The 20,674-nt window shown below is 61.3% G+C and carries 20 protein-coding genes; 14 read left to right on the top strand and 6 right to left on the bottom strand.

Features of this window, described 5'->3' with window-relative positions:
• The first annotated feature begins 114 nt into the window (after positions 1-114).
• Positions 115-789 carry a DNA repair protein RadC gene (gene radC / locus OC71_RS17810; protein ID WP_041071940.1) on the top strand — a complete coding sequence of 225 codons (675 nt, stop codon included), beginning with the start codon at positions 115-117 and terminating at the stop codon, positions 787-789.
• 132 nt (positions 790-921) lie between these two features.
• On the opposite strand, the gene OC71_RS17815 is transcribed toward radC, so the two are convergent.
• Positions 922-2,508, bottom strand: coding sequence for an ABC transporter substrate-binding protein (locus tag OC71_RS17815; protein ID WP_041071942.1), 1,587 nt, complete (start codon positions 2,506-2,508; stop codon positions 922-924).
• 447 nt (positions 2,509-2,955) lie between these two features.
• Here OC71_RS17815 and rpmB point away from each other — a divergent pair, with 447 nt between their 5' ends.
• Both rpmB and rpmG read left to right on the top strand, forming a co-directional pair.
• The gene (gene rpmB, locus OC71_RS17820) at positions 2,956-3,189 is read left to right on the top strand and encodes a 50S ribosomal protein L28 (protein ID WP_003229474.1); all 234 of its coding nucleotides are present in this window, start codon (positions 2,956-2,958) and stop codon (positions 3,187-3,189) included.
• Positions 3,190-3,200: 11 nt separating this feature from the next.
• Positions 3,201-3,356, top strand: coding sequence for a 50S ribosomal protein L33 (gene rpmG / locus OC71_RS17825; RefSeq protein WP_003177274.1), 156 nt, complete (start codon positions 3,201-3,203; stop codon positions 3,354-3,356).
• 207 nt (positions 3,357-3,563) lie between these two features.
• On the opposite strand, the gene OC71_RS17830 is transcribed toward rpmG, so the two are convergent.
• Entirely contained in the window at positions 3,564-3,926 is a 363-nt protein-coding gene (locus OC71_RS17830) for a cupin domain-containing protein (protein WP_041071946.1), read from the bottom strand.
• 234 nt (positions 3,927-4,160) lie between these two features.
• Here OC71_RS17830 and OC71_RS17835 point away from each other — a divergent pair, with 234 nt between their 5' ends.
• Positions 4,161-5,654 (top strand): aldehyde dehydrogenase, encoded by a 1,494-nt coding sequence (locus OC71_RS17835; protein WP_041071948.1) that lies wholly within the window; start codon positions 4,161-4,163, stop codon positions 5,652-5,654.
• A gap of 186 nt (positions 5,655-5,840) precedes the next feature.
• A complete protein-coding gene (locus OC71_RS17840) occupies positions 5,841-6,986 on the top strand; it encodes an MFS transporter (protein ID WP_041071950.1) in 1,146 nt (381 codons plus the stop codon).
• Positions 6,987-7,017: 31 nt separating this feature from the next.
• Here OC71_RS17840 and OC71_RS17845 read toward each other — a convergent pair whose 3' ends face one another.
• Positions 7,018-8,568 carry a phospholipase D family protein gene (locus OC71_RS17845; RefSeq protein ID WP_371260427.1) on the bottom strand — a complete coding sequence of 517 codons (1,551 nt, stop codon included), beginning with the start codon at positions 8,566-8,568 and terminating at the stop codon, positions 7,018-7,020.
• Positions 8,569-8,878: 310 nt separating this feature from the next.
• Here OC71_RS17845 and OC71_RS17850 point away from each other — a divergent pair, with 310 nt between their 5' ends.
• From OC71_RS17850 to OC71_RS17865, 4 genes are all read left to right on the top strand, one after another.
• The gene (locus tag OC71_RS17850; protein WP_041071953.1) at positions 8,879-9,529 is read left to right on the top strand and encodes a DUF1120 domain-containing protein; all 651 of its coding nucleotides are present in this window, start codon (positions 8,879-8,881) and stop codon (positions 9,527-9,529) included.
• Positions 9,530-9,619: 90 nt separating this feature from the next.
• Positions 9,620-10,333 carry a fimbria/pilus chaperone family protein gene (locus tag OC71_RS17855; RefSeq protein WP_041071955.1) on the top strand — a complete coding sequence of 238 codons (714 nt, stop codon included), beginning with the start codon at positions 9,620-9,622 and terminating at the stop codon, positions 10,331-10,333.
• On the top strand, positions 10,333-12,756 hold the full coding sequence (locus tag OC71_RS17860) for a fimbria/pilus outer membrane usher protein (RefSeq protein ID WP_041071956.1): 2,424 nt from the start codon (positions 10,333-10,335) through the stop codon (positions 12,754-12,756). The genes OC71_RS17855 and OC71_RS17860 overlap by 1 nt, the downstream gene beginning before the upstream one ends.
• The gene (locus OC71_RS17865; RefSeq protein ID WP_041071957.1) at positions 12,753-13,292 is read left to right on the top strand and encodes a hypothetical protein; all 540 of its coding nucleotides are present in this window, start codon (positions 12,753-12,755) and stop codon (positions 13,290-13,292) included. The genes OC71_RS17860 and OC71_RS17865 overlap by 4 nt, the downstream gene beginning before the upstream one ends.
• On the opposite strand, the gene OC71_RS17870 is transcribed toward OC71_RS17865, so the two are convergent.
• Positions 13,233-14,711 carry a PLP-dependent aminotransferase family protein gene (locus OC71_RS17870; RefSeq protein ID WP_041071958.1) on the bottom strand — a complete coding sequence of 493 codons (1,479 nt, stop codon included), beginning with the start codon at positions 14,709-14,711 and terminating at the stop codon, positions 13,233-13,235. The genes OC71_RS17865 and OC71_RS17870 overlap by 60 nt on opposite strands.
• Positions 14,712-14,890: 179 nt before the next feature.
• Here OC71_RS17870 and OC71_RS17875 point away from each other — a divergent pair, with 179 nt between their 5' ends.
• On the top strand, positions 14,891-15,136 hold the full coding sequence (locus OC71_RS17875; RefSeq protein ID WP_041071959.1) for a DUF1127 domain-containing protein: 246 nt from the start codon (positions 14,891-14,893) through the stop codon (positions 15,134-15,136).
• 141 nt (positions 15,137-15,277) lie between these two features.
• On the opposite strand, the gene OC71_RS17880 is transcribed toward OC71_RS17875, so the two are convergent.
• Entirely contained in the window at positions 15,278-16,588 is a 1,311-nt protein-coding gene (locus OC71_RS17880; protein ID WP_041071960.1) for an FAD-binding oxidoreductase, read from the bottom strand.
• A 147-nt stretch (positions 16,589-16,735) separates the two neighbouring features.
• On the opposite strand from OC71_RS17880, the gene OC71_RS17885 reads away from it, so the two are divergent.
• A complete protein-coding gene (locus OC71_RS17885; RefSeq protein ID WP_041072178.1) occupies positions 16,736-17,089 on the top strand; it encodes a YkgJ family cysteine cluster protein in 354 nt (117 codons plus the stop codon).
• Positions 17,090-17,231: 142 nt separating this feature from the next.
• Here the strand turns inward: OC71_RS17885 and OC71_RS17890 are convergent, their stop codons facing one another.
• Complete coding sequence (locus OC71_RS17890) at positions 17,232-17,720, bottom strand: Lrp/AsnC ligand binding domain-containing protein (protein WP_003177284.1); 489 nt, start codon at positions 17,718-17,720, stop codon at positions 17,232-17,234.
• Between the two features lie 156 nt (positions 17,721-17,876).
• Between OC71_RS17890 and dadA the strand changes: the two genes are divergently transcribed.
• From dadA to alr, 3 genes are all read left to right on the top strand, one after another.
• Positions 17,877-19,181 carry a D-amino acid dehydrogenase gene (gene dadA, locus OC71_RS17895; protein ID WP_041071961.1) on the top strand — a complete coding sequence of 435 codons (1,305 nt, stop codon included), beginning with the start codon at positions 17,877-17,879 and terminating at the stop codon, positions 19,179-19,181.
• Complete coding sequence (locus OC71_RS17900; RefSeq protein WP_041071962.1) at positions 19,153-19,506, top strand: RidA family protein; 354 nt, start codon at positions 19,153-19,155, stop codon at positions 19,504-19,506. Before dadA ends, OC71_RS17900 begins: the two co-directional genes overlap by 29 nt.
• A 94-nt stretch (positions 19,507-19,600) precedes the next feature.
• Positions 19,601-20,674, top strand: a complete 1,074-nt coding sequence (gene alr / locus OC71_RS17905) for an alanine racemase (RefSeq protein WP_041071963.1) — start codon at positions 19,601-19,603, stop codon at positions 20,672-20,674.

The raw sequence follows: 20,674 nt of genomic DNA on the forward strand, positions 1-20,674 counted from the left end.
GGTTGATACGTGGCGAAACCCCCTCCCCAGGGGTGAATTCGCCCGCAAAAAAGATGGGCTACGATATCACAGCGACCGCTACGGAACAGCGGCGCCCACAGACAAGGAAAGTGTATGAGTATTCGCGATTGGCCGGCGGCGGAGCGGCCGCGAGAAAGGTTATTGGAACAGGGCCCTGCGAGCCTTTCAGACGCCGAGTTGCTGGCGATTTTTTTGCGTACGGGAGTCGCTGGAAAAAGCGCAGTGGACCTGGCGCGACACTTGTTGAATCAGTTCGGCAGCCTGCGTTTGTTGCTTGAGGCCGATCAGGAAGCATTCAGCAAACAGTTGGGGCTGGGGCCCGCAAAGTTTGCGCAGTTGCAGGCTGCCCAAGAAATGAACCGCCGGTATCTGGCCGAGCGCTCACGTAGAGAGCCGGCATTGGAGAATCCACAGGCTGTTCGGGATTACCTCAAATCCATGCTGCGCCATGAGCCCCACGAGGTGTTTGGCTGCCTGTTTCTTGATTCCAAGCATCAAGTGCTGACGTTCGAGGCGCTATTTCGCGGCTCGATCGACAATACCAGTGTGCATCCCCGGGAAGTGGTGAAGCGCTCATTGGCCAACAACGCGGCAGCGGTGATTCTCTGCCACAACCATCCATCGGGGAACAGCGATCCGAGCCAGGCGGATCGGCAACTGACCAAGCGTCTGCAGAAGGCTCTGGATCTGATTGATGTGCGAGTGCTGGATCACTTCATCATCGGCGACGGCGAGCCGCTGTCGATGGCGGAGTGTGGTTGGATGTAGATCCGGTGGGAGAATGCAAAACCCTGTGGGAGCTGGCTTGCCCGCGATGGCGTCGGCACATTCAGCCTCTCATTGCCTGACCTTCCGCTATCGCTGGCAAGCCAGCTCCCACAGGTTTTGTGTTGTGGTGGGTTATTTCAGGTTGACCTTGGAGTAGTCCTGCCGCCCAAACGGGCTCACGGAGTAACCCTGCACATCCTTTCGGGTCAGCGCATAAGCGGTCGGGTGTGCCAGCGGCAGCCACAGCGCCTGCTGCTGAATCTGCGCCTGCGCCTGTTCGTACAATTTGGTGCGCACGCCTTGCTCGCTGGTGGTTTTGCCGGCGCTGATCAGCTTGTCCAGGTCGGCATTGCAGTAGCGGGCGAAGTTGGTGCCGGACTTGACCGCTGCGCAGGAAAACTGCGGCGTGAGGAAGTTGTCCGGGTCACCATTGTCGCCGGCCCAACCCATGAACAGCAGATCATGCTCGCCCGCCTTGGCGCGGCGAATCAATTCGCCCCACTCAATCACACGGATTTCCGCCTGAATGCCGATCTCTGCCAGGTCCGATTGCAGCAACTGCGCGCCCAGACTCGGGTTCGGGTTGAGCAGGCTGCCGGACGGACGCGTCCAGATGGTGGTCTGGAAGCCGTCCTTGAGTCCGGCCTTGGCCAGCAACGCCTTGGCTTTGGCCACGTCGTGCGGATAGCCCGGCAGGTTCTTCGCGTAGCTCCAGGTGTTCGGCGGGTAAGGGCCGTTGGCGGGTTCGGCGGTGTCTTCGAATACGGCTTTGACGTAGTTGGCCTTGTCAAAGGCGAGGTTGATCGCCTGACGTACTTCCGGCTTGTCCAGCGGTGGATGCTGGCTGTTGATGCCGACGAAAGCGGTCATGAACGCGTCAGTCTTTTCCACTTTCAGCGTCGGCTCTTCCTGCGCGGCCTTCACGTCCAGCGGTTTTGGCGACAAGGCGATCTGGCATTCGTTGCGCCGCAGTTTTTGCAGGCGCACGTTGGCGTCAGGGGTGATGGCGAAGATCAGCGGATCGACCGCAGGCTTGCCGCCAAAGTAGTCCGGGTTGGCCTTGTAGCGCACCGAGGCGTCTTTCTGGAAGCGCGTGAACACGAACGGGCCGGTACCGATCGGTTGGCTGTTGAGCTTGTCGGTGGCGTCGGCCTTGAGCAGCTTGTCCGCATATTCGGCGGAATAGATGGAGGCGAAGCCCATGCTCAGTGTCGCGAGGAACGTCGAATCCGGGTGGTCAAGGGTAAAGCGAACGGTCAGCGGGTCGAGTGCGTCGATCTTCTTGATCAACGTCGGCAACTGCATGGACTGGGCGTGCGGGAAGCCGCTTTGCGCCACTTTGTGCCATGGGTTGGCCGGGTCGAGCATGCGGTCGAAGCTGAACTTGACGTCTTCGGCGCTAAGGGTGCGGGTCGGCTTGAAATAGTCAGTGCTGTGAAACTTCACCTGCGGGTGCAGCTTGAACACGTAACTCAGGCCGTCGGGGCTGACTTCCCAGCTGTCGGCCAGGCTTGACACGACTTTGCCGCTGGCGGTGTCGAAGTCCACCAGGCGGTTCATCAGTACGTCGGCCGAGGCATTGGTGGTGGTCAGCGAGTTGTATTGCACCACGTCGAACCCTTCAGGGCTGGCCTCGGTGCACACGCTCAGGGCGGCAGCCTGGGCCAATGGGCTCAGCAGAAGCGGGGCGAGCAACAGGGGTAGGGCAGCGAGGCGCATGGTCGGCTTCCTTTACAGATCGAAGGCCCATCTGCAGGTGCAGTCTGGAAAAGGGTTACCCTAGAGGGCTGGATTGCAAATGACTATCCCCTTTTTGCATTTTTCGGGCCGGGACAGTGGTGTTTTTCAGACCACGTTGCGCGAGGAAAAGTCGGAAACCTCTTTTAAAGCGGTTTTCTGCGACGAGTGGTCAAAGCGCGCCTCAGCCTTTATCCAAAGCGTCCGCAGCCGGAAAATGCGCGTTTTTACCGGTCGATTGCACATCCATTGTTGTTGCACCCCGGTCTTTCTGGTATAAAGCAGCGCTCTTTTCTAGGGGCCCGGTTCCTTCACTGTAGGTGTAGCCGGTAAGACCTCTAAAGAAACGCGGCGCCTGGCGCCAAATGACTGAGAGATTAAGCGGCCAACCCATGCCGGGTTGGGCATGTGGTTTTAGAGGGCTGAGGCATGTCGAGAGTATGTCAAGTTACCGGTAAGGGTCCGGTAACCGGGAATAACATTTCCCACGCAAACAACAAAACCCGTCGTCGTTTCCTGCCGAACCTGCAGCATCACCGCTTCTGGGTTGAAGAAGAGAAACGTTTCGTACGCCTGCGCGTTTCCGCCAAAGGCATGCGTATCATCGACAAGCGTGGCATCAGCGTTGTGCTGGCCGAGCTGCGTCGCGACGGCAAGATTTAAGGGAGCTAATCATGCGTGAATTGATTCGTTTGATTTCGAGCGCCGGTACTGGTCACTTCTACACTACCGACAAGAACAAGCGTACTACCCCGGACAAAATCGAGATCAAGAAATATGATCCGGTTGTTCGCAAGCACGTGATCTACAAGGAAGGCAAAATCAAGTAATTGATTTTTCCCGACTTACGAAAAAGGCCCGTATCTCACGACACGGGCCTTTTTTGTTGCCTCGGATTTCTGCGGTGTCAGGCCGGGCCTCATCGCTGGCAAGCCAGCTCCCACAGTGATTACCGGTGTTCACAATGTTGGTGTTAATCACAAAACCTGTGGGAGCTGGCTTGCCAGCGATAGGGCCGGATCAGTCAGCGAAAGTCCTCAAGCCTTCTGTTCAAAGATCACATAGACCTTGCGGCAAGCCTCCAGCACTTCCCAGGTGCCACGGAAGCCCGCTGGAATCACAAAGCGGTCACCCACGCGCAAGGTCTTGGCATTGCCATCGCTGTCACGCAGCACCGAAACTCCCTGCAGGATTTCGCAATATTCGTGTTCGGTGTAATTGACCGTCCATTGGCCAACCGCACCTTCCCACACGCCAACACCCATTTGCCCGCAAGGGCTGTCGTATTGATTGAACACCGCTTGCTCGGGATCACCCTTGAGCACTTTGGCCGGGTCCGGGCGATAGCGTTCGGCTGCGCTGGTGGTCAGGCTGATGTCGACGACGTTCTGGATGTTCATTGTTGTTTTCTCCCGTGATGACGGCGCGGTGGCTTGAAAGGGCCAGAGTCTATGTTTATTAAAATGAACACCGCAAGGTCGTATGGCGCGCTTATGTCAAATATATTGAAACAAACCCGGCCGCTGGTTTAGGGTGGCGGGTGCCTTGGGCCGAAAAGCAGGCTGGCCGGGCAGCATTCCTGAAGACGACCGCGAAGAACGCGGCGCTCTATTCAACAAGAGGAGGACACTCGAATGACCACCCTGACTCGTGCCGATTGGGAACAACGCGCCCGCGACCTGAAGATTGAAGGCCGCGCCTACCTCAACGGTGAATACACCGACGCCGTTTCTGGCGAGACTTTCGAGTGCATCAGCCCGGTCGATGGCCGTCTGCTGGGCAAGATCGCCAGCTGTGACGCCGCCGACGCTCAGCGCGCCGTGGAAAACGCTCGCGCCACCTTCAATTCCGGCGTCTGGTCGCGCCTGGCACCGACCAAACGCAAAGCCACCATGATTCGTTTCGCCGGCCTGCTCAAGCAGCACGCCGAAGAACTGGCGCTGCTCGAAACCCTCGACATGGGCAAGCCGATCAGCGATTCGCTGTACATCGACGTGCCCGGCGCGGCGCAGGCCCTGAGCTGGAGCGGCGAGGCGATCGACAAGATCTACGACGAAGTCGCCGCCACTCCGCACGATCAACTGGGTCTGGTGACCCGCGAGCCGGTCGGCGTGGTCGGCGCCATCGTGCCGTGGAACTTCCCGCTGATGATGGCCTGCTGGAAACTCGGCCCGGCGCTGTCGACCGGTAACTCGGTGATCCTCAAGCCGTCGGAAAAATCCCCGCTGACTGCCATCCGCATCGCTGCTCTGGCCGTTGAGGCCGGTATTCCGAAAGGCGTGCTCAACGTGCTGCCGGGCTACGGCCACACCGTTGGCAAGGCGTTGGCGTTGCACAACGATGTCGACACGCTGGTGTTCACCGGTTCGACCAAGATCGCCAAGCAGTTGATGATCTATTCCGGCGAATCGAACATGAAGCGCGTGTGGCTGGAAGCCGGCGGCAAGAGTCCGAACATCGTCTTCGCCGATGCGCCGGACCTGCAAGCCGCTGCCGAATCCGCCGCCAGTGCCATTGCTTTCAACCAAGGCGAGGTCTGCACCGCCGGTTCGCGTCTGCTGGTCGAGCGTTCGATCAAGGACAAATTCCTGCCGATGGTGATCGAGGCGCTGAAAACCTGGAAGCCGGGCAATCCACTGGATCCGGCGACCAACGTTGGTGCGCTGGTCGATACCCAGCAGATGAATACCGTGCTGTCGTACATCGAATCCGGTCACAGCGATGGCGCCAAACTGGTCGCTGGCGGCAAGCGCATCCTCCAGGAAACCGGTGGCACCTACGTCGAGCCGACGATTTTCGACGGCGTGAGCAACGCGATGAAGATCGCTCAGGAAGAGATCTTCGGCCCTGTGCTGTCGGTCATCGCTTTCGACACCGCCGAAGAGGCGATCCAGATCGCCAACGATACGCCGTATGGCCTGGCCGCAGCAGTGTGGACCCAGGACATCTCCAAAGCGCACCTGACCGCTAAAGCGCTGCGCGCCGGCAGCGTGTGGGTCAACCAGTACGATGGCGGCGACATGACCGCACCATTCGGCGGCTTCAAGCAGTCGGGCAACGGTCGAGACAAGTCGCTGCATGCATTCGACAAGTACACCGAGCTGAAGGCGACGTGGATCAAGCTGTAAGCCGTTCACGGGAGCCCGGCAACGCCGGGCTCCCTGACGAAACAGCGATCCCCTGTGGGAGCGAGCCTGCTCGCGAAAGCGGTGTATCAGTCAGCCATGGGCTGAATGTGAAACCGTATTCGCGAGCAGGCTCGCTCCCACAGGGGTTTTGTGGTGCCTATAAAAATATCCACAGGAGCGTGGACCATGCGTTGGGCGACGTATTTCGCCGTGTTGGCGTCTGTCTTGAGTGTCGGTCTGGCCCTGGGGGTCAGCATGCCGCTGGTGTCGTTGCGCCTGGAGGGCTGGGGTTACGGTTCTTTTGCCATCGGTGTGATGGCGGCGATGCCGGCCATTGGCGTGTTGCTGGGGGCGAAGATTTCCAGTCATCTGGCGGCACGTTTCGGCACCGCCAACCTCATGCGCCTGTGCCTGTGGGCCGGGGCGTTGTCGATCGGCTTGCTCGCGCTGTTGCCGAGTTATCCGGTCTGGCTGGTGCTGCGCCTGATGATCGGGGTGATCCTGACCATCGTATTCATCCTCGGCGAGAGCTGGATCAATCAACTGGTCGTCGAACACTGGCGCGGTCGTCTCGTCGCTCTGTATGGCAGCAGCTATGCGCTGAGCCAACTGTCTGGCCCGCTGCTGCTGGGCGCGCTTGGCACTGAGCACGATTATGGTTTCTGGGTCGGTGTCGGGCTGCTGACAGTCTCGCCATTGCTGTTGATGGGTCGCAGTGGTGCGCCGAGCAGTGAATCCAGCAGCGTTACGTTCAGCGATCTGTGGGGGTTTGCCCGGGAGCTGCCGGCGATTGCCTGGGCGGTGTCACTGTTCGCCGCGTTCGAAGCGATGATCCTCACGCTGTTGCCGGTGTATTGCCTGCAACAGGGCTTCACCGCCGAGATTGCGTTGGCGATGGTCAGCACGGTGGTGGTCGGCGATGCGCTGTTGCAACTGCCGATCGGCGCGCTGGCGGATTACCTGTCGCGGCGCACGTTGTTCGCCGGTTGCGCAGTGATCCTGATGCTGTCGAGTCTGGCGATTCCGCTGTTGATCGACACGCTGCTGATCTGGCCGTTGTGGGTGTTGTTCGGCGCCAGTGCCGGTGGCCTGTTCACCTTGTCACTGATTCTGATCGGCGAGCGTTATCGCGACGATGCGCTGGTGCGGGCCAATGCGCACATTGCGCAGCTGTGGGGTGTCGGCTGTCTGATCGGGCCGTTGCTGGCGGGGGCGGGCAGTCAGTGGATCAGCGGGCATGCGTTGCCGTTGTTGATGGCGGCGGGGGCGTTTGGATTGGTGATTCTGCTGATGCGCCAAGGTGCATTCGGCACCGAACCACAGACTGCTTGAATACTTCCCTGTGGGAGCGCTACAAATGCGATTACAACATCCGCTCAAGACCGACAGTGGTGCTGAACCACGCGTTGAAGCGCCGCCACCAACTCCCCGGTTCCTTGCTCAGCGTGTGCATTTGGCCGTTGTCCTCGGTCACCCAGACGATCTCGCCATCCTGCAGTTTCGCCTGATAACTCAGGGCCGGCGCCATGCCTTGCAGGGCCAGTTCGCGCACGTGTTCGGCCAGTTCCGGGCTGTCCACCAGAACCCCGACTTCGGTGTTCCACAGCACTGAGCGCGGATCGAAGTTGAACGAGCCGATAAATGCTTTCTGTCGATCGAAAATCATCGCCTTGCTGTGCAGGCTGGAGTCCGAGCCGCGGAACGACTTGCTGTAAAACAAATGCGGACCGCTGCCATAGTTGTCCCCGGGCTGACGGCGCAGTTCATACAGTTTCACACCGTGTTCCAGCAACGCCTTGCGGTACGGCGCGTACCCGCCGTGCACCGCTGGCACATCGGTGGCTTCCAGCGAATTGGTCAGCAGGCTCACCGAGACCCCGGCGTCGGCGCGTCCGGTCAGGTACACCAGCCCCGGCTGGCCGGGCACGAAGTACGCCGAAATCATGATCAGTTCTTTGCTGACGCCGCGCAGCTCCGGCGCCAGTTGCGTGGTCAGCAGCAGTTGCGGATCCGGCTCATCCTTGGCCAGCACCTTGCTCGGCGCGTCCCACAGTGCCTGGTTCCAGGCCCAGATCAGTTCCTTGCGCCAGATATCCATGCGCGGCGCGGTCTTGAACGTCATCAACTGTTGATACAGCGCGTGGTTCTGTTTGCGAGTTTCATCCAGCGATTCTTCCAGGCGTGTGCGGGTGTTTTGCAGGTCTTTGATGCTCGGTTTGCTGGAGAGGAATTCGTCGATCGGCTTGCTCAGCGCGCTGTTCCAGTACTGGTCGAAACTGTGCCCGAGCTGTTCGGCCACCGGGCCCACGCTGAGCATGTCGATGTCGGTGAAATTCAGGTTCGGCTCGGCATCGAAGTACTCGTCGCCCAGATTGCGCCCGCCGACGATGGCCACGCTGTTGTCGGCCAGAAACAGTTTGTTGTGCATGCGCCGGTGTTGCAGCGACAGGTTGAACAGGCGTCCGGCAGCGCGGGTCACGCCGGTGCTGCGACCCAAGTGCAGCGGGTTGAACAGGCGAATCTGAATCTGTGGGTGCGCCGCCAGCGTGGCGATGATCGTGTCCAGACCGTCGCTGGTGGTGTCATCGAGCAGGATGCGTACGCGCACGCCGCGGTCGGCAGCCTTGAGCAGTTCTTCCACCAGCATCCGCGTGCTGACACCGTCGTGAACGATGTAGTACTGCAAGTCGAGGCTGGTTTGCGCATTGCGGATCAGTTCGGCGCGCGCGGTGAACGCTTCAGTGCTGTTGGACAGCAAGCGGAAGCCGGAACGGCCCTGATAGGGCGCGGCCTGGGCGTGGATCGAACGGCCGAATACCGAGCCGGTGGCCGGCAACACCTGGCTGGGTTCGCGCGGTACATCAAGGGTTGCGCAACCACTGGCCAACGAACACAACACGCAGACAGCGAGCAATTTTTTTCCGGGTCGCACGTTGCTTTCTCGGCTGGAGGCTGGGGGGCGGAGTATGGCATGCAGAGGATTTCAAAGACCCTTCAAGGCAGATCCTCGCCACATTGGGTAAACCATTAGTCGTTCGAAAGTAGGAATGAGTTCGCATGTGGCTTTGGACTATTTGCTTTGTCGTTTTTTCTGTTTTGGCTTGGTGCCTATTCCTACATACGGAGCCTACAAAAAACGAAATCATCGCCCCGGCGTTCACGGCCTCGTGAAAGCGATGCACTGAACCACTGCCATTTATAAATAGCCGAACAGGTAGGGACTGATGAAAACATCAACATGGATGGCCGCCGTTGCGGCTGCAGTAATACCCACACTGGCGGTTGCCGAAAGCGTGGACCTGAGCGTGATCGGAACCATCATTCCGACGTCGTGCATTCCCGCGTTTGCCGGTGGCGGCACGGTAGATTTGCGCAAGATATCGGCAGCCACACTGAACAAGACCACGCAGACGCTGCTGCCGACGCACGATATATCGCTGCACATCAACTGCGATGCGCCAGCACCGGTGGAAGTGTCGGTCAGAGACAATCGCGCGGCGACCAAACTGCCGGGTATCAGCGATGGCGCCGGTAACAGCGATGCGGCCTTGTTCTATGGCCTGGGTGAAATCAACGGCATCCGTATCGGTGGCTTTGCGCTGCGCCACGGGCGTCCGGAGGCCGACGGCATCCAGCAGACCCTGATCACCCGAAGCCTGGCGGCGCCGACGTGGCAACTGCCTTCCTCGCCGCTGGTAAGCAATGCCCCGGCGCTGTACTCCTGGGGGACGGGCGTGGCCGCTGGCCCGGTCGCGGCGCGCCACCACGGGTTTCCGATGAGCCTGCTGCCGATCATTGGTCCGAGTAACGCACTGCCGATCACCAGCGAGATTCCGCTCGATGGCTCGGTCACGTTCGATATGTACTACCTCTGATCGTCAGAACCCGGCCATGGCCGGGTTCTTTCTCGCTCTTTCGGCGCGCCCTTTGACGGGGGCGTTGCCATTCCCAGCGGAACAATACCGATGTCGATTTCGATGTGTCGTCCTGTCTTCAGGGCGCTGCCACTGTGCCTGCTCGCCCTGCTTTTGATGCCTGTCGTCCACGCTGCGGGCATGGTGCCGCAGACCCCTGTGCTGGTGGTGGATGAGGGCGTGGGCGAGGCAACCATGAACGTGCGCAATACCGAAACGCGTCCGGCCCTGCTGCATACCACGGTCGTAGACATCGAGCCGCATGATCAGACGCTGTTGCTGTTCAGCCCGTCGGTGGCCCGGGTCGAGGCTGGCGCGGTGCAGCAGGTACGGTTTATTTTGCAGAGCGCCGAACCGTTGCAGACCGAGCGTCTGAAGCGGGTGATCTTTGAGGGGATCAATCCTGTCACAGGTGTCGACGGCGCCCGGGTCAATCTGGGGGTTCGGCAAAACCTGCCGGTGATCCTGCGCCCCGCCGGCCTGCCAGTCGAGCGCGAGCCATGGAAGCGGCTGAGCTGGTCGGCCACGGCTGAAGGCCTGCTGGTCAGTAATCCCAGTCCTTACGTTGTGCGGCTGGCGAAGGCGATTGTTCCGCTGCCGGGCACGCAGGTTGTGGAGCTGCCGCGTACCTGGATCCTGCCCGGAGAGCGCCTGGCCGTCCGGTTACCGTTGAGCTCGACGGTGCGGGCCATGGCCGTACGGATTTTCCCGGCCACCACCTATGGCTTCGCGGTGGATCACTTCGATGCTCCGGTAACGCATTGATGCGCGCTTCTGCCCGTCGGGGACTGGCGCTGGTGATGGCTCAGGGTGTCGGCGTGGCGCTGGCCGGCGAGGTGGTGGAGTTCGATACGCAGATGCTGCGCGAGCGCGGACTCGATCCGGCATTGGCGGCGTACTTTCGCCAGGCACCGCGTTTCTCCCAGGGCACACGTCTGGTCGCGCTGGAGGTCAATGGACAGCCTCGAGGTCGGGTGTTCGTGACGTTCGATGCCGAGGGCGAGCCGTGCCTGCAACCGGCCTTGCTCAAGGCTGCCGGCGTGCGCGCACAAGCGGCTCCGGCGCCGGTCGACCCGTGTCTGACACTGCGCGAAGGTCTGCCCTCGGCCATCGTCGAGCTGCATCCCGGCCAGGAGCAGATCGACCTGCTGCTACCGACCGACCTGCTGGCGTTGCCGGGACCTCAACCGCACACCTTCACCAACGGCGGTGTCGGCGGCGTGTTCAATTACGATGCGTTGGTCATGGGCGGCCAGTCAGGGGGGCAGCGCAGCGATTTTCGCAGCCTGGGTTCGGAGATTGGCTTGAACGCTGGCAACTGGGTTTTGCGCAGTCGCCAGTCCTATACGCAATTGCCCGACAGTACGCGCTTCGAGCATCTGTATGCCTATGGCATGCGCACCCTGGAAGACTACGAAACCAGCGTGCAGATCGGTCAGTTGAACCTGCAGTCGCCCTTGTTTGCCGGCGAAGCGTTCAGCGGTGTGCAGATTCTGCCGGAGGATGCGTTCGCGCAATTGCGCGCGGCACAGCAGGGCGCGCGTGGCGAGGTCGAGGGCATTGCCTGGTCACCCTCGCGAATCGAAGTCCGACAGAACGGCGTGCTGATCTACACCACGCGGGTTCCCGGTGGGCCATTCACTCTGCGCGCGCTGCCATTGTTGAGCACCCAACTCGACCTCGAAGTCAGCGTGCACGAGCAGGAAGGGCAAGTGCGGCGTTTTCGCGTCCCGGCAGCCAGCCTGCAGGATTCACAATTTGATCGCGCCGACGGCTTCAATCTGGCGCTGGGCACGGTGCGACGCCAGGGTGCGGATGATCGTCAGGCGCCATCGTTTGCCACCTTTGGCCGGGAATGGAGTCTGTCGCGAGCGTTGCGCGTGAGCGGCGGGATCCTGGGTGGGGCGGACTACCTGTCGGCAGGCTGGGGGCTGCAGCGTCAATGGCCGGGCAATCTGAGCACCGGTGTGCGCCAGGTGCTGTCCAGTGATCGAGAGACAGGTATTGCAGGGCATCAATTACAAATGACCGTCAGTGCCGTGTTGTCGCCGAATCTGTCCACCAGCGTGGTTGCGGTGCGCCGTGGTCAGGGCTTTCGCACCCTGTCGGACATGGGGTGGAACCAGCAGCGGGGACGCGCCGAGGCCCCCGGGCGCGATCACTGGACATTTTCGCTCAACGGTACTGTCGAGCGCTGGGGGGCATTCGGCATGACCTGGTCGCGCTACACCAGCGTGGACGAACCGCCACACATGCGCCTGGGTTTGTCCTGGTCGCAGACGTTGCCCGAGCGGATCAGCCTGTCGTTGAGTCTTGAGCGCAGCATCGGCGATGTCGACGCGTGGCGTCGGGGCACCTCGGCTTATCTGACGGTCGGGATGCCATTGGATGAGCAGCGCAGGGCCCGTAGCTATGTGCGCAGCGATCCGCGATCCGGAGTGCGCAGTGGCGTGTCGATGAGCGAGGTGCTCAGTGAAACCCTGGCTTATAGCGCCAGCGCCGAACAGCGTGAAGCCGCAGCGCCATCGCTGGGATTGCGGGTCAACGCACTGACGCATTACAGCCGTGTGGACCTGGGCCTGAACCAGCGTGACAGCGCAAGTGAGTTCGACGTGGGCCTGCGTGGCGGCATGGCGCTGCATCGCGACGGTGTGACGCTGTCGCCGTATCCGCTGCGCGAGACCTTTGCCGTGCTCAAGGCTGGTGACCGTGCGGGTCTGAAGCTGTACACGCCGCAAGGTCCGGTGTGGACGGACGTTGCGGGCCGGGCAGTAGCGGCGAGTCTGCCGCCCTATGCGACGGCCAGGCTGGAGGTCGACCCACTGAGCCTGCCGCGCAATGTGGAGGTGCTCGACGGTTATCAGGAGGTGGAGGCCGGGCGCGGCTCGGTTCAGCATCTGGATTTCACCGTCACTCGCGTGCGGCGTGTGCTGTTGAAGGCCAGAACGGTTGATCGGCAATGGCTGCCCAGTGGTTTGCTTGTTCAAGACCGGCAAGGCGCATTCGTGACCACGGTGCTTGAGGCCGGGACGATCTTTCTTCCGGATATCAAACCCGGGCAACTGCTGCGGGTGCAACTGTCGGATAGCGCGCACTGCGACCTGCAATTCAATCTGGCTGAAGCGCCGGACGAGCACGCGTTGATCGAGCCCGTCGACGTGCTCTGTCAGCCTTTGAATCTCACATGAGCGAGTTATTGCGCATGCTTCGACGGATTATCCTGATCACGCTGGGAGCGCTGGCAGCAACGTCGGTCATGGCCAGCGACGCCTGTCAGATGACGCTCTCACCGAGCGCTGTGGACTATGGCATTTCGACGCGGCCGGAGCTGCGCGCCCGGCAGTCGGGCAATGACGGCAGTTTTGGGGTGCGCACGGTTCACCTACGGATTCAATGCCCGGTCGCGCGTTCGTTCACCTGGTCGTTTTCTGCCCCGAACAGCGATGCGCTGGATTATCGGTGGGCAGCGGGACGCTTGCAGCTACGCATAGTGGCGGCGCGTCTGGATGGCGCGCCGGTGCAATGGCAGCGCGAGGGAGGCCGGACGGGCGCGGCGGATTTGCTGCAGCCTGGCGATCGCATCGTGAACCAGCGCGCGGGCAGCATCGCCACCGGGCGCCATCTGGAGGTGGAACTGCAGATCGAAGCCCGCGTCAGCGATACCTCAAGCCGTGTCGCCGACCTTCAGCGCTTCGAGGGGTACGGTACGTTTCAGCTCGAGTGATTCGGACTCGGCCAGCAGCCGGATCGCCGCCGCGCCGACCTTGCGCACCGCTTCTTCGATCTGCGGTGTCGGTTTCGCCGCGTAATTCATCCGCAAACAATTGCGATACTTGCCCGACGCGGAAAAGATGCTGCCGACGGCAATCTGCACACCTTGGTCATGCAATGCACGATTGAGTTTCAGCGTATCGAAAGCCTCCGGCAATTCGACCCACAGCATGAAGCTGCCTTGCGGACGACTGGCGCGAGTGCCGGCCGGGAAATAGCGCGTCACCCAATCGATCATTACGTCGCGATTGCGCTGGTATTGCGTGCGCATTCTCCGCAAGTGCGGTTCGAAGTAGCCACCTTTGAGAAATTCGGCAATGGCAATCTGCGGCTGTGGCGCGGTGGAACCGGTGCTGATGTATTTCATGTGCAGCACCCGTTCCAGATACCGTCCCGGCGCGACCCAACCGATGCGCAGCCCCGGCGCCAGGGTCTTGGAAAACGAACTGCACAGCAGCACGCGGCCATCCTCGTCGAAGGATTTGATCGTGCGCGGTCGCGGGTAGGTGTAAGCCAGTTCGCCATACACGTCGTCCTCGATGATCGCCACATCGAAACGCTGCGCCAGCGTCAACAACGCGCGTTTGCGCGACTCTGGCATGATGTAGCCCAGCGGGTTGTTGCAGTTGGGGGTGATCTGGATGACCTTGATCGGCCACTGCTCCAGCGCCAGTTCCAGCGCTTCGAGGCTGATGCCGGTCAGTGGATCGGTGGGGATTTCCAGGGCTTTCATGCCCAGCCCTTTGAGGGTCTGCATGGCGCCGTGGAAGCTCGGCGAATCCACCGCGACGATATCGCCCTGCTCGCAGATCGCGTGGATGCTGGTGGACAGCGCTTCGTGGCAACCGGTGGTGATCACCAGATCGCTGGCGCTCAACTGACAGCCGGAATCGAGCATCAGCCGGGCGATCTGCTCGCGCAGTTCGAGGGTGCCGTGGATGTTGTCGTAATACAGCCCGGGCATGTCCTGGCGTCGGCTGATCCGTGCCAGCCCACGCAGCAGTGGTTTCAGGGTGGGCGTGGTCACGTCGGGCATGCCGCGACCCAGTTGCACCACGTCCTTGCGCGGTACTGCGCGAATCAGCTCCAGCACTTGATCCCACTGCGAAATCTCCACCGGCCGCTGCGCCGGACGCCCGACGGCGGGCAGCTCCGGCAGCTCGCGGCCCACCGGAACAAAGTAGCCGGACTTGGGTTTCGGCGTTGCCAGGCCGCTGTCTTCAAGCATGCGATAGGCCTGCTGCACGGTGCTCAGGCTGACCCCGTGTTCTACGCTCAGGGCGCGCACCGAAGGCAGGCGATCACCGGGACGGTAGAAGCCTTGTTCGATGCGGGTGCCGAGCAGCTCGGCGAGGTTCACATACAGGGTCATGGCACTGCCTCGATGCAGGTGATTCATTAAACCAGTACAGATGCAGCAAAAATCGGTGATTCAGACGCAGAAGCGGCAAATCTGTATGGGATTAATACAGATGTGTTGAATCTGTAATGCTTTTGCCGACCCGCGCATCATGGAATCTCTGGCTATCCAAGTAAACAGGAGCGACAAAAATGAACGGCTTGAGCGATGTGCGGCTGACGTTACACAGTCAGGAACTGGCGGCAGGGCAGGAGGACAGCGCATGGAATAGCGCCATGCGCAACGCGCCGTCCGGCCTGAGTCGCTGGGGCCTGTTCTGGCATCGTCTGCACACGCGCAAGGCGCTTTTGAATCTGACGCCGGAGCAGCTCAAGGACGTCGGGTTGACCCGGGAGCAAGCAAATGAAGAGGGGTTGAAGCCGTTCTGGCGGATCTGAAACCTGTATTTTTCTGGCGGGCCTCATCGCTGGCAAGCCAGCTCCCACAGTAATTTGGTGTTCACAATATTTGTATTCGCCGCAAAAACCTGTGGGAGCTGGCTTGCCAGCGATGTCGGCTTCAAGGACGCAGCAAAAACATCAGACCAACTCTTTGAGGCGATGCCACAACATCCCCAACGCCAGCAACGGCGAGCGCAGATGCTTGCCGCCGGGGAAAGTGATGTGCGGCACCTTGGCAAACAGATCGAAGCCACCGCTGTGCTGCCCGCTGATAGCCTCGGCCAGCAGCTTGCCGGCCAGGTGCGTGGCATTCACTCCGTGCCCGGAATAGGCCTGGGCGTAATACACGTTCGGCTGGTCATTGAGTCGGCCAATCTGTGGCAATCGGTTGGCACCGATGCCGATCATCTCGCCCCATTGATAGTCGACCTTCACGCCTGCCAGTTGTGGAAACACTTCGAGCATCTTCGGTTGCATGTAGGCGCCGATGTCCTTCGGATCACGCCCGGAATAATGGCAGGCACCGCCGAACAGCAGACGCCGATCCGCCGAGAGCCGGTAGTAATCCAGCGCCACCCGCTGGTCGCAGACCGCCATGTTTTGCGGCAGCAGGCTGTGCGCCTGGGTTTCGCTCAACGGCTCGGTGGCGATGATGTAGCTGCCGGCCGGGAGCACTTTGCCGCTGAGTTGCGGATTGAGGTCGTTGAGGTAAGCGTTGCAGCCCAGCACCAGGGTTTTCGCCCGCACTGAACCTTGAGCGGTGTGGACGCGAACCTCGGTGCCGTAATCGATCCGCGTCACCGCCGATTGCTCGAACAGCTTCACACCCAATTGCTGTGCGGCAGCGGCTTCGCCCAGCGCCAGGTTCAGCGGGTGCAAATGCCCGGAGCCCATGTCGATCAAGCCCCCGACGTAACGTTTGGAGCCGACCACGGTGTGCATTTCATCGGCTTGCAGCAGACGGGTTTCGTAGCGATAGCCGAGGCTGCGCAGCTCTTCGGCGTCTTCGGCGAAGCCTTCGAGGTCGGCCGGCTTGTTGGCGAGGTCGCAGTAGCCCCAGGTCAGATCGCACGGGATCTGAAAGCGCTCGACGCGCTGACGGACGATTTCCACCGCTTCCAGGCCCATCAGTTTCATCTGGCGTACGCCGTCAGCACCGATGACATTGGCGAACTGGTCGAGGCCGTGGCCGACCCCGCGAATCAACTGCCCGCCGTTGCGGCCACTGGCGCCCCAGCCGATCCGGTGCGCCTCCAGTAACACCACGCTGAGGCCGCGTTCGGCCAGTTCCAGCGCGGTATTCAACCCGGAAAACCCGCCGCCGACCACGCACACGTCGGCCATCACTTCACCTTGCAGCTGCGGATGATCGGGCTGCGACAGGCTGCTGGCGGCGTAGTAAGAGGCAACGTGGGGTTGGCTCGCGAAGGTTCGGGCGCGGGCGTTCATGGGCGTCATCCAGCGGCTGAGTGTCGAGAAAATTTGACGGAGCATAAGCCGCACGCCCGAGCACGGGCAACACTAGTCGGTCGTTGCTGTATGGATCACGGCTTTTGCGGCACAATTGCCGCCTATTTCATGTGGGTTACCGTTTCGATGAGTTGCAATCGCCAGACCCTTCGCGACCTGCGTCAGCAGATCCCCACGTTCGACTGCGTGCCCGGCTGCCATGACTGCTGTGGACCGGTGACCACTTCCCCGGAAGAAATGTCACGTCTGCCGCGCAAGACCCGCGCCGAACAGGATGCGGCGATGGAAGAGCTGAACTGTGTGCACCTGGGCCCCAATGGTTGCACGGTGTATGGCGAGCGTCCGCTGATTTGCCGCTTGTTCGGTACCACCAAAACCCTGCCGTGCCCGAACGGGCGGGGGCCGGTGGAGCTGATTCATCCACGGGTGGAAAAGCAGATCTTCGAGTACATGGCTTCGAATCGGCAGGTGCTGGTTTAGCGCAATTGCTGGAACTGAGTCGACCCAATCGCTGGCAAGCCAGCTCCCACAGTGATCGTTGTCGTTCGCAGAATATCTGTTGACCACTGAACCTGTGGGAGCTGGCTTGCCAGCGATGGGGCCGGATCAGGCAGCACAAATCTCAGTCCGGAATCGGCAGGCTCAAACTCTCCTTCACCTCTTCCATCACGATATAACTCTTCGACTCGCGCACATGCGGCAGCTTCAACAGAATGTCGCCCAACAGCTTGCGGTACGAAGCCATCTCGGAAATCCGCGCCTTCACCAGATAGTCGAAATCCCCTGACACCAGGTGGCATTCCAGCACGTGCGGCAGTTTCAGCACCGCGCGGCGAAACTCCTCGAACGTGTCGCCGGATTTGTAGTCGAGGCTGATCTCGACGAACACCAGCAGGCTACCCTTCAAGTGCTGCGGATTCAGGCGGGCGTTGTAGCCCATGATGATCCCCTCACGCTCCAGCCGTCGCACCCGCTCAGTGCACGGCGTGGTGGACAAACCAACCTTCTCCCCGAGTTCGGTAAACGATATGCGCCCGTCTGCCTGCAGGATCCGCAAGATGTTGCGGTCGATCTTGTCCAGCTCACGTTTGGTCTGAGTGTTGGTACGCATAGGGGATGCGCCTCCGTGAAAAGGGTTTTTGCCGAGAATTGTCGCCAAATATAGGCGCTTATATAGTGAAATGCACTGGCCATTCTTTTTTACACTGCGCGCATCATTGCTCTAACAACAGACGTACGCGGCCCCGCCGCGATGAGGGATACAAAAATGCGCGTAATGGTCTTGGGTAGCGGCGTCATCGGTACCGCCAGTGCTTACTATCTGGCCCGTGCCGGGTTTGAAGTGGTGGTGGTCGACCGGCAGCCAGCCGTGGCCATGGAGACCAGTTTCGCCAACGCCGGCCAGGTGTCGCCGGGTTACGCTTCGCCGTGGGCCGCGCCGGGCGTGCCGCTCAAGGCCATCAAATGGCTGCTGCAGCGCCACGCGCCGCTGGCGATCAAGGCCACTGCCGATATCGACCAGTACCTGTGGATGGCGCAGATGCTGCGCAACTGCACCGCCAGCCGTTACGCGGTGAACAAGGAGCGCATGGTGCGTCTGTCCGAGTACAGCCGCGACTGCCTCGACGAACTGCGTGCCGAAACCGGCATCGCCTACGAAGGCCGTAGCCTGGGCACCACGCAACTGTTCCGCACCCAGGCGCAGCTGGATGGCGCCGCCAAAGACATCGCCGTGCTGAAAGAATCCGGCGTGCCGTTTGAAGTCCTCGACCGCGCCGGCATTGCCCGCGTCGAGCCGGCGCTGGCCAATGTCACCGATATCCTCGCCGGCGCCTTGCGTCTGCCGAACGACCAAACGGGCGACTGCCAGATGTTCACCACGCGTCTGGCGGAAATGGCCGTGAAACTCGGTGTGGAATTCCGCTTCGGTCAGGACATCCAGCGCCTCGACTACGCTGGCGACCGCATCAACGGCGTGTGGATCGACGGCAAGCTGGAAACCGCCGACCGCTACGTGCTGGCCCTCGGCAGCTACTCGCCGCAACTGCTCAAGCCGTTGGGCATCAAGGCCCCGGTGTATCCGCTCAAGGGCTACTCGCTGACCGTGCCGATCACCAACCCGGACATGGCGCCGACTTCGACCATTCTCGACGAGACCTACAAGGTCGCGATCACCCGTTTCGACAACCGCATCCGCGTCGGCGGCATGGCGGAAATCGCCGGTTTTGACCTGTCGCTCAACCCGCGTCGGCGCGAAACCCTGGAGATGATTGTCAACGACCTTTATCCTCAGGGCGGCAATCTGACCGAGGCGAGCTTCTGGACCGGTTTGCGTCCGACCACGCCGGACGGCACGCCAATCGTGGGTGCCACGCCGTTCAAGAACCTGTTCCTCAACACCGGTCACGGCACGCTGGGTTGGACCATGGCGTGCGGTTCCGGTCGTTTGCTGGCCGATCTGATGGCGAAGAAAAAGCCGCAGATCAGCGCCGAAGGCCTCGATATTTCCCGTTACGGCAACAAGCCTCAGGAGTCCGCAAAACATGGCAATCCAGCGCCAGCTCACCAATGAGCGCATGAGTCAGATCGTCACCCACAACGGCACCGTGTATCTGGCCGGTCAGGTCGGTGATGACTTCAACGCCGGGGTCGAACAGCAGACCCGCGACGTGCTCGCCAACATCGAGCGTTTGCTGGATCTGGCAGGGACTGACAAGCAGCACCTGCTGTCGGCGACGATCTACCTGAACGACATCGAGGCGCACTTTGCCGGGATGAACTCGGTGTGGGATCAGTGGCTGCCCAAAGGCGCCGCGCCGGCCCGCGCCACTGTCGAAGCGAAGATGGCCAAGCCGAGCATCCTCGTCGAGATTTCCATCGTCGCCGCGTTGCCGTAACCGTTTCAAAGATCCCTCTCCCGGCGCTGTTGGCGGTTCACGCCGTCAGCCAGCGCCGGTTTTTATTCCCATGACCGCCTAGAAGTCTGCCGCCATGCGTCCTGCCCGTGCCCTGATCGACCTAGAAGCCCTGCGCCACAACTACCGAATTGCCCGCGAAGTCACCGGCGCCAAGGCGCTGGCGGTGATCAAGGCTGATGCCTACGGTCACGGCGCGGTGCGTTGCGCCCAGGCGCTGGAAGCCGAGGCCGACGGGTTCGCCGTCGCCTGCATCGAAGAAGCGCTGGAGCTGCGCGCGGCGGGCATCAAGGCCCCGGTGTTGTTGCTCGAGGGCATTTTCGAAGCCGATGAACTGGCGCTGATCGTCGAGCATGATTTTTGGTGCGTTGTGCATTCGTTGTGGCAGCTCGAAGCCATCGAGCAGGCGGCATTGAGCAAACCGATCACCGTGTGGTTGAAGCTCGATTCCGGGATGCACCGTGTGGGCCTGCATCCGAAGGATTACGCGGCGGCCTATCAACGCCTGCTGGCCAGCGGCAAAGTGGCGAAGATCGTGCTGATGAGTCACTTCGCCCGTGCCGATGAGTTGCACGAGCAGAGCAGCGCCGATCAAGTGGCGGTGTTCGAGGCGGCGCGTCAGGGCCTGGCGGCCGAAGTCAGCCTGCGCAATTCGCCGGCGGTGCTCGGTTGGCCGCAGATCCCCAGCGACTGGGTCCGCCCGGGCATCATGCTCTATGGCGCAACCCCGTTCGAAGAAGCCAACGCCGTGGCCGAGCGCCTGCAACCGGTGATGACGCTCGAATCGAAAGTCATCTGCGTGCGTGAATTGCCCGCCGGCGAGCCAATCGGCTACGGCGCCAAATTCATTACCGATAAGCCGATGCGCATCGGCGTGGTCGCCATGGGCTATGCCGACGGCTACCCGCGTCAGGCACCGACCGGCACGCCAGTGCTGGTGGCCGGTAAACGCAGCCGGATTCTCGGTCGCGTGTCGATGGACATGCTGTGCATCGACCTCACTGAGGTGCCGGAAGCAGACCTCGGTTCGACCGTCGAGCTGTGGGGCAAAAACATCCTCGCCAGCGAAGTGGCGCAGTGGGCGGACACCATTCCGTACCAGATCTTCTGCAACCTGCGTCGGGTGCCAAGGCTCTATTCCGAGGGTTGA

This window comes from Pseudomonas sp. W15Feb9B (assembly GCF_000828175.1).
In the GTDB taxonomy this organism is placed as follows: Bacteria; Pseudomonadota; Gammaproteobacteria; order Pseudomonadales; family Pseudomonadaceae; genus Aquipseudomonas; species Aquipseudomonas parakoreensis.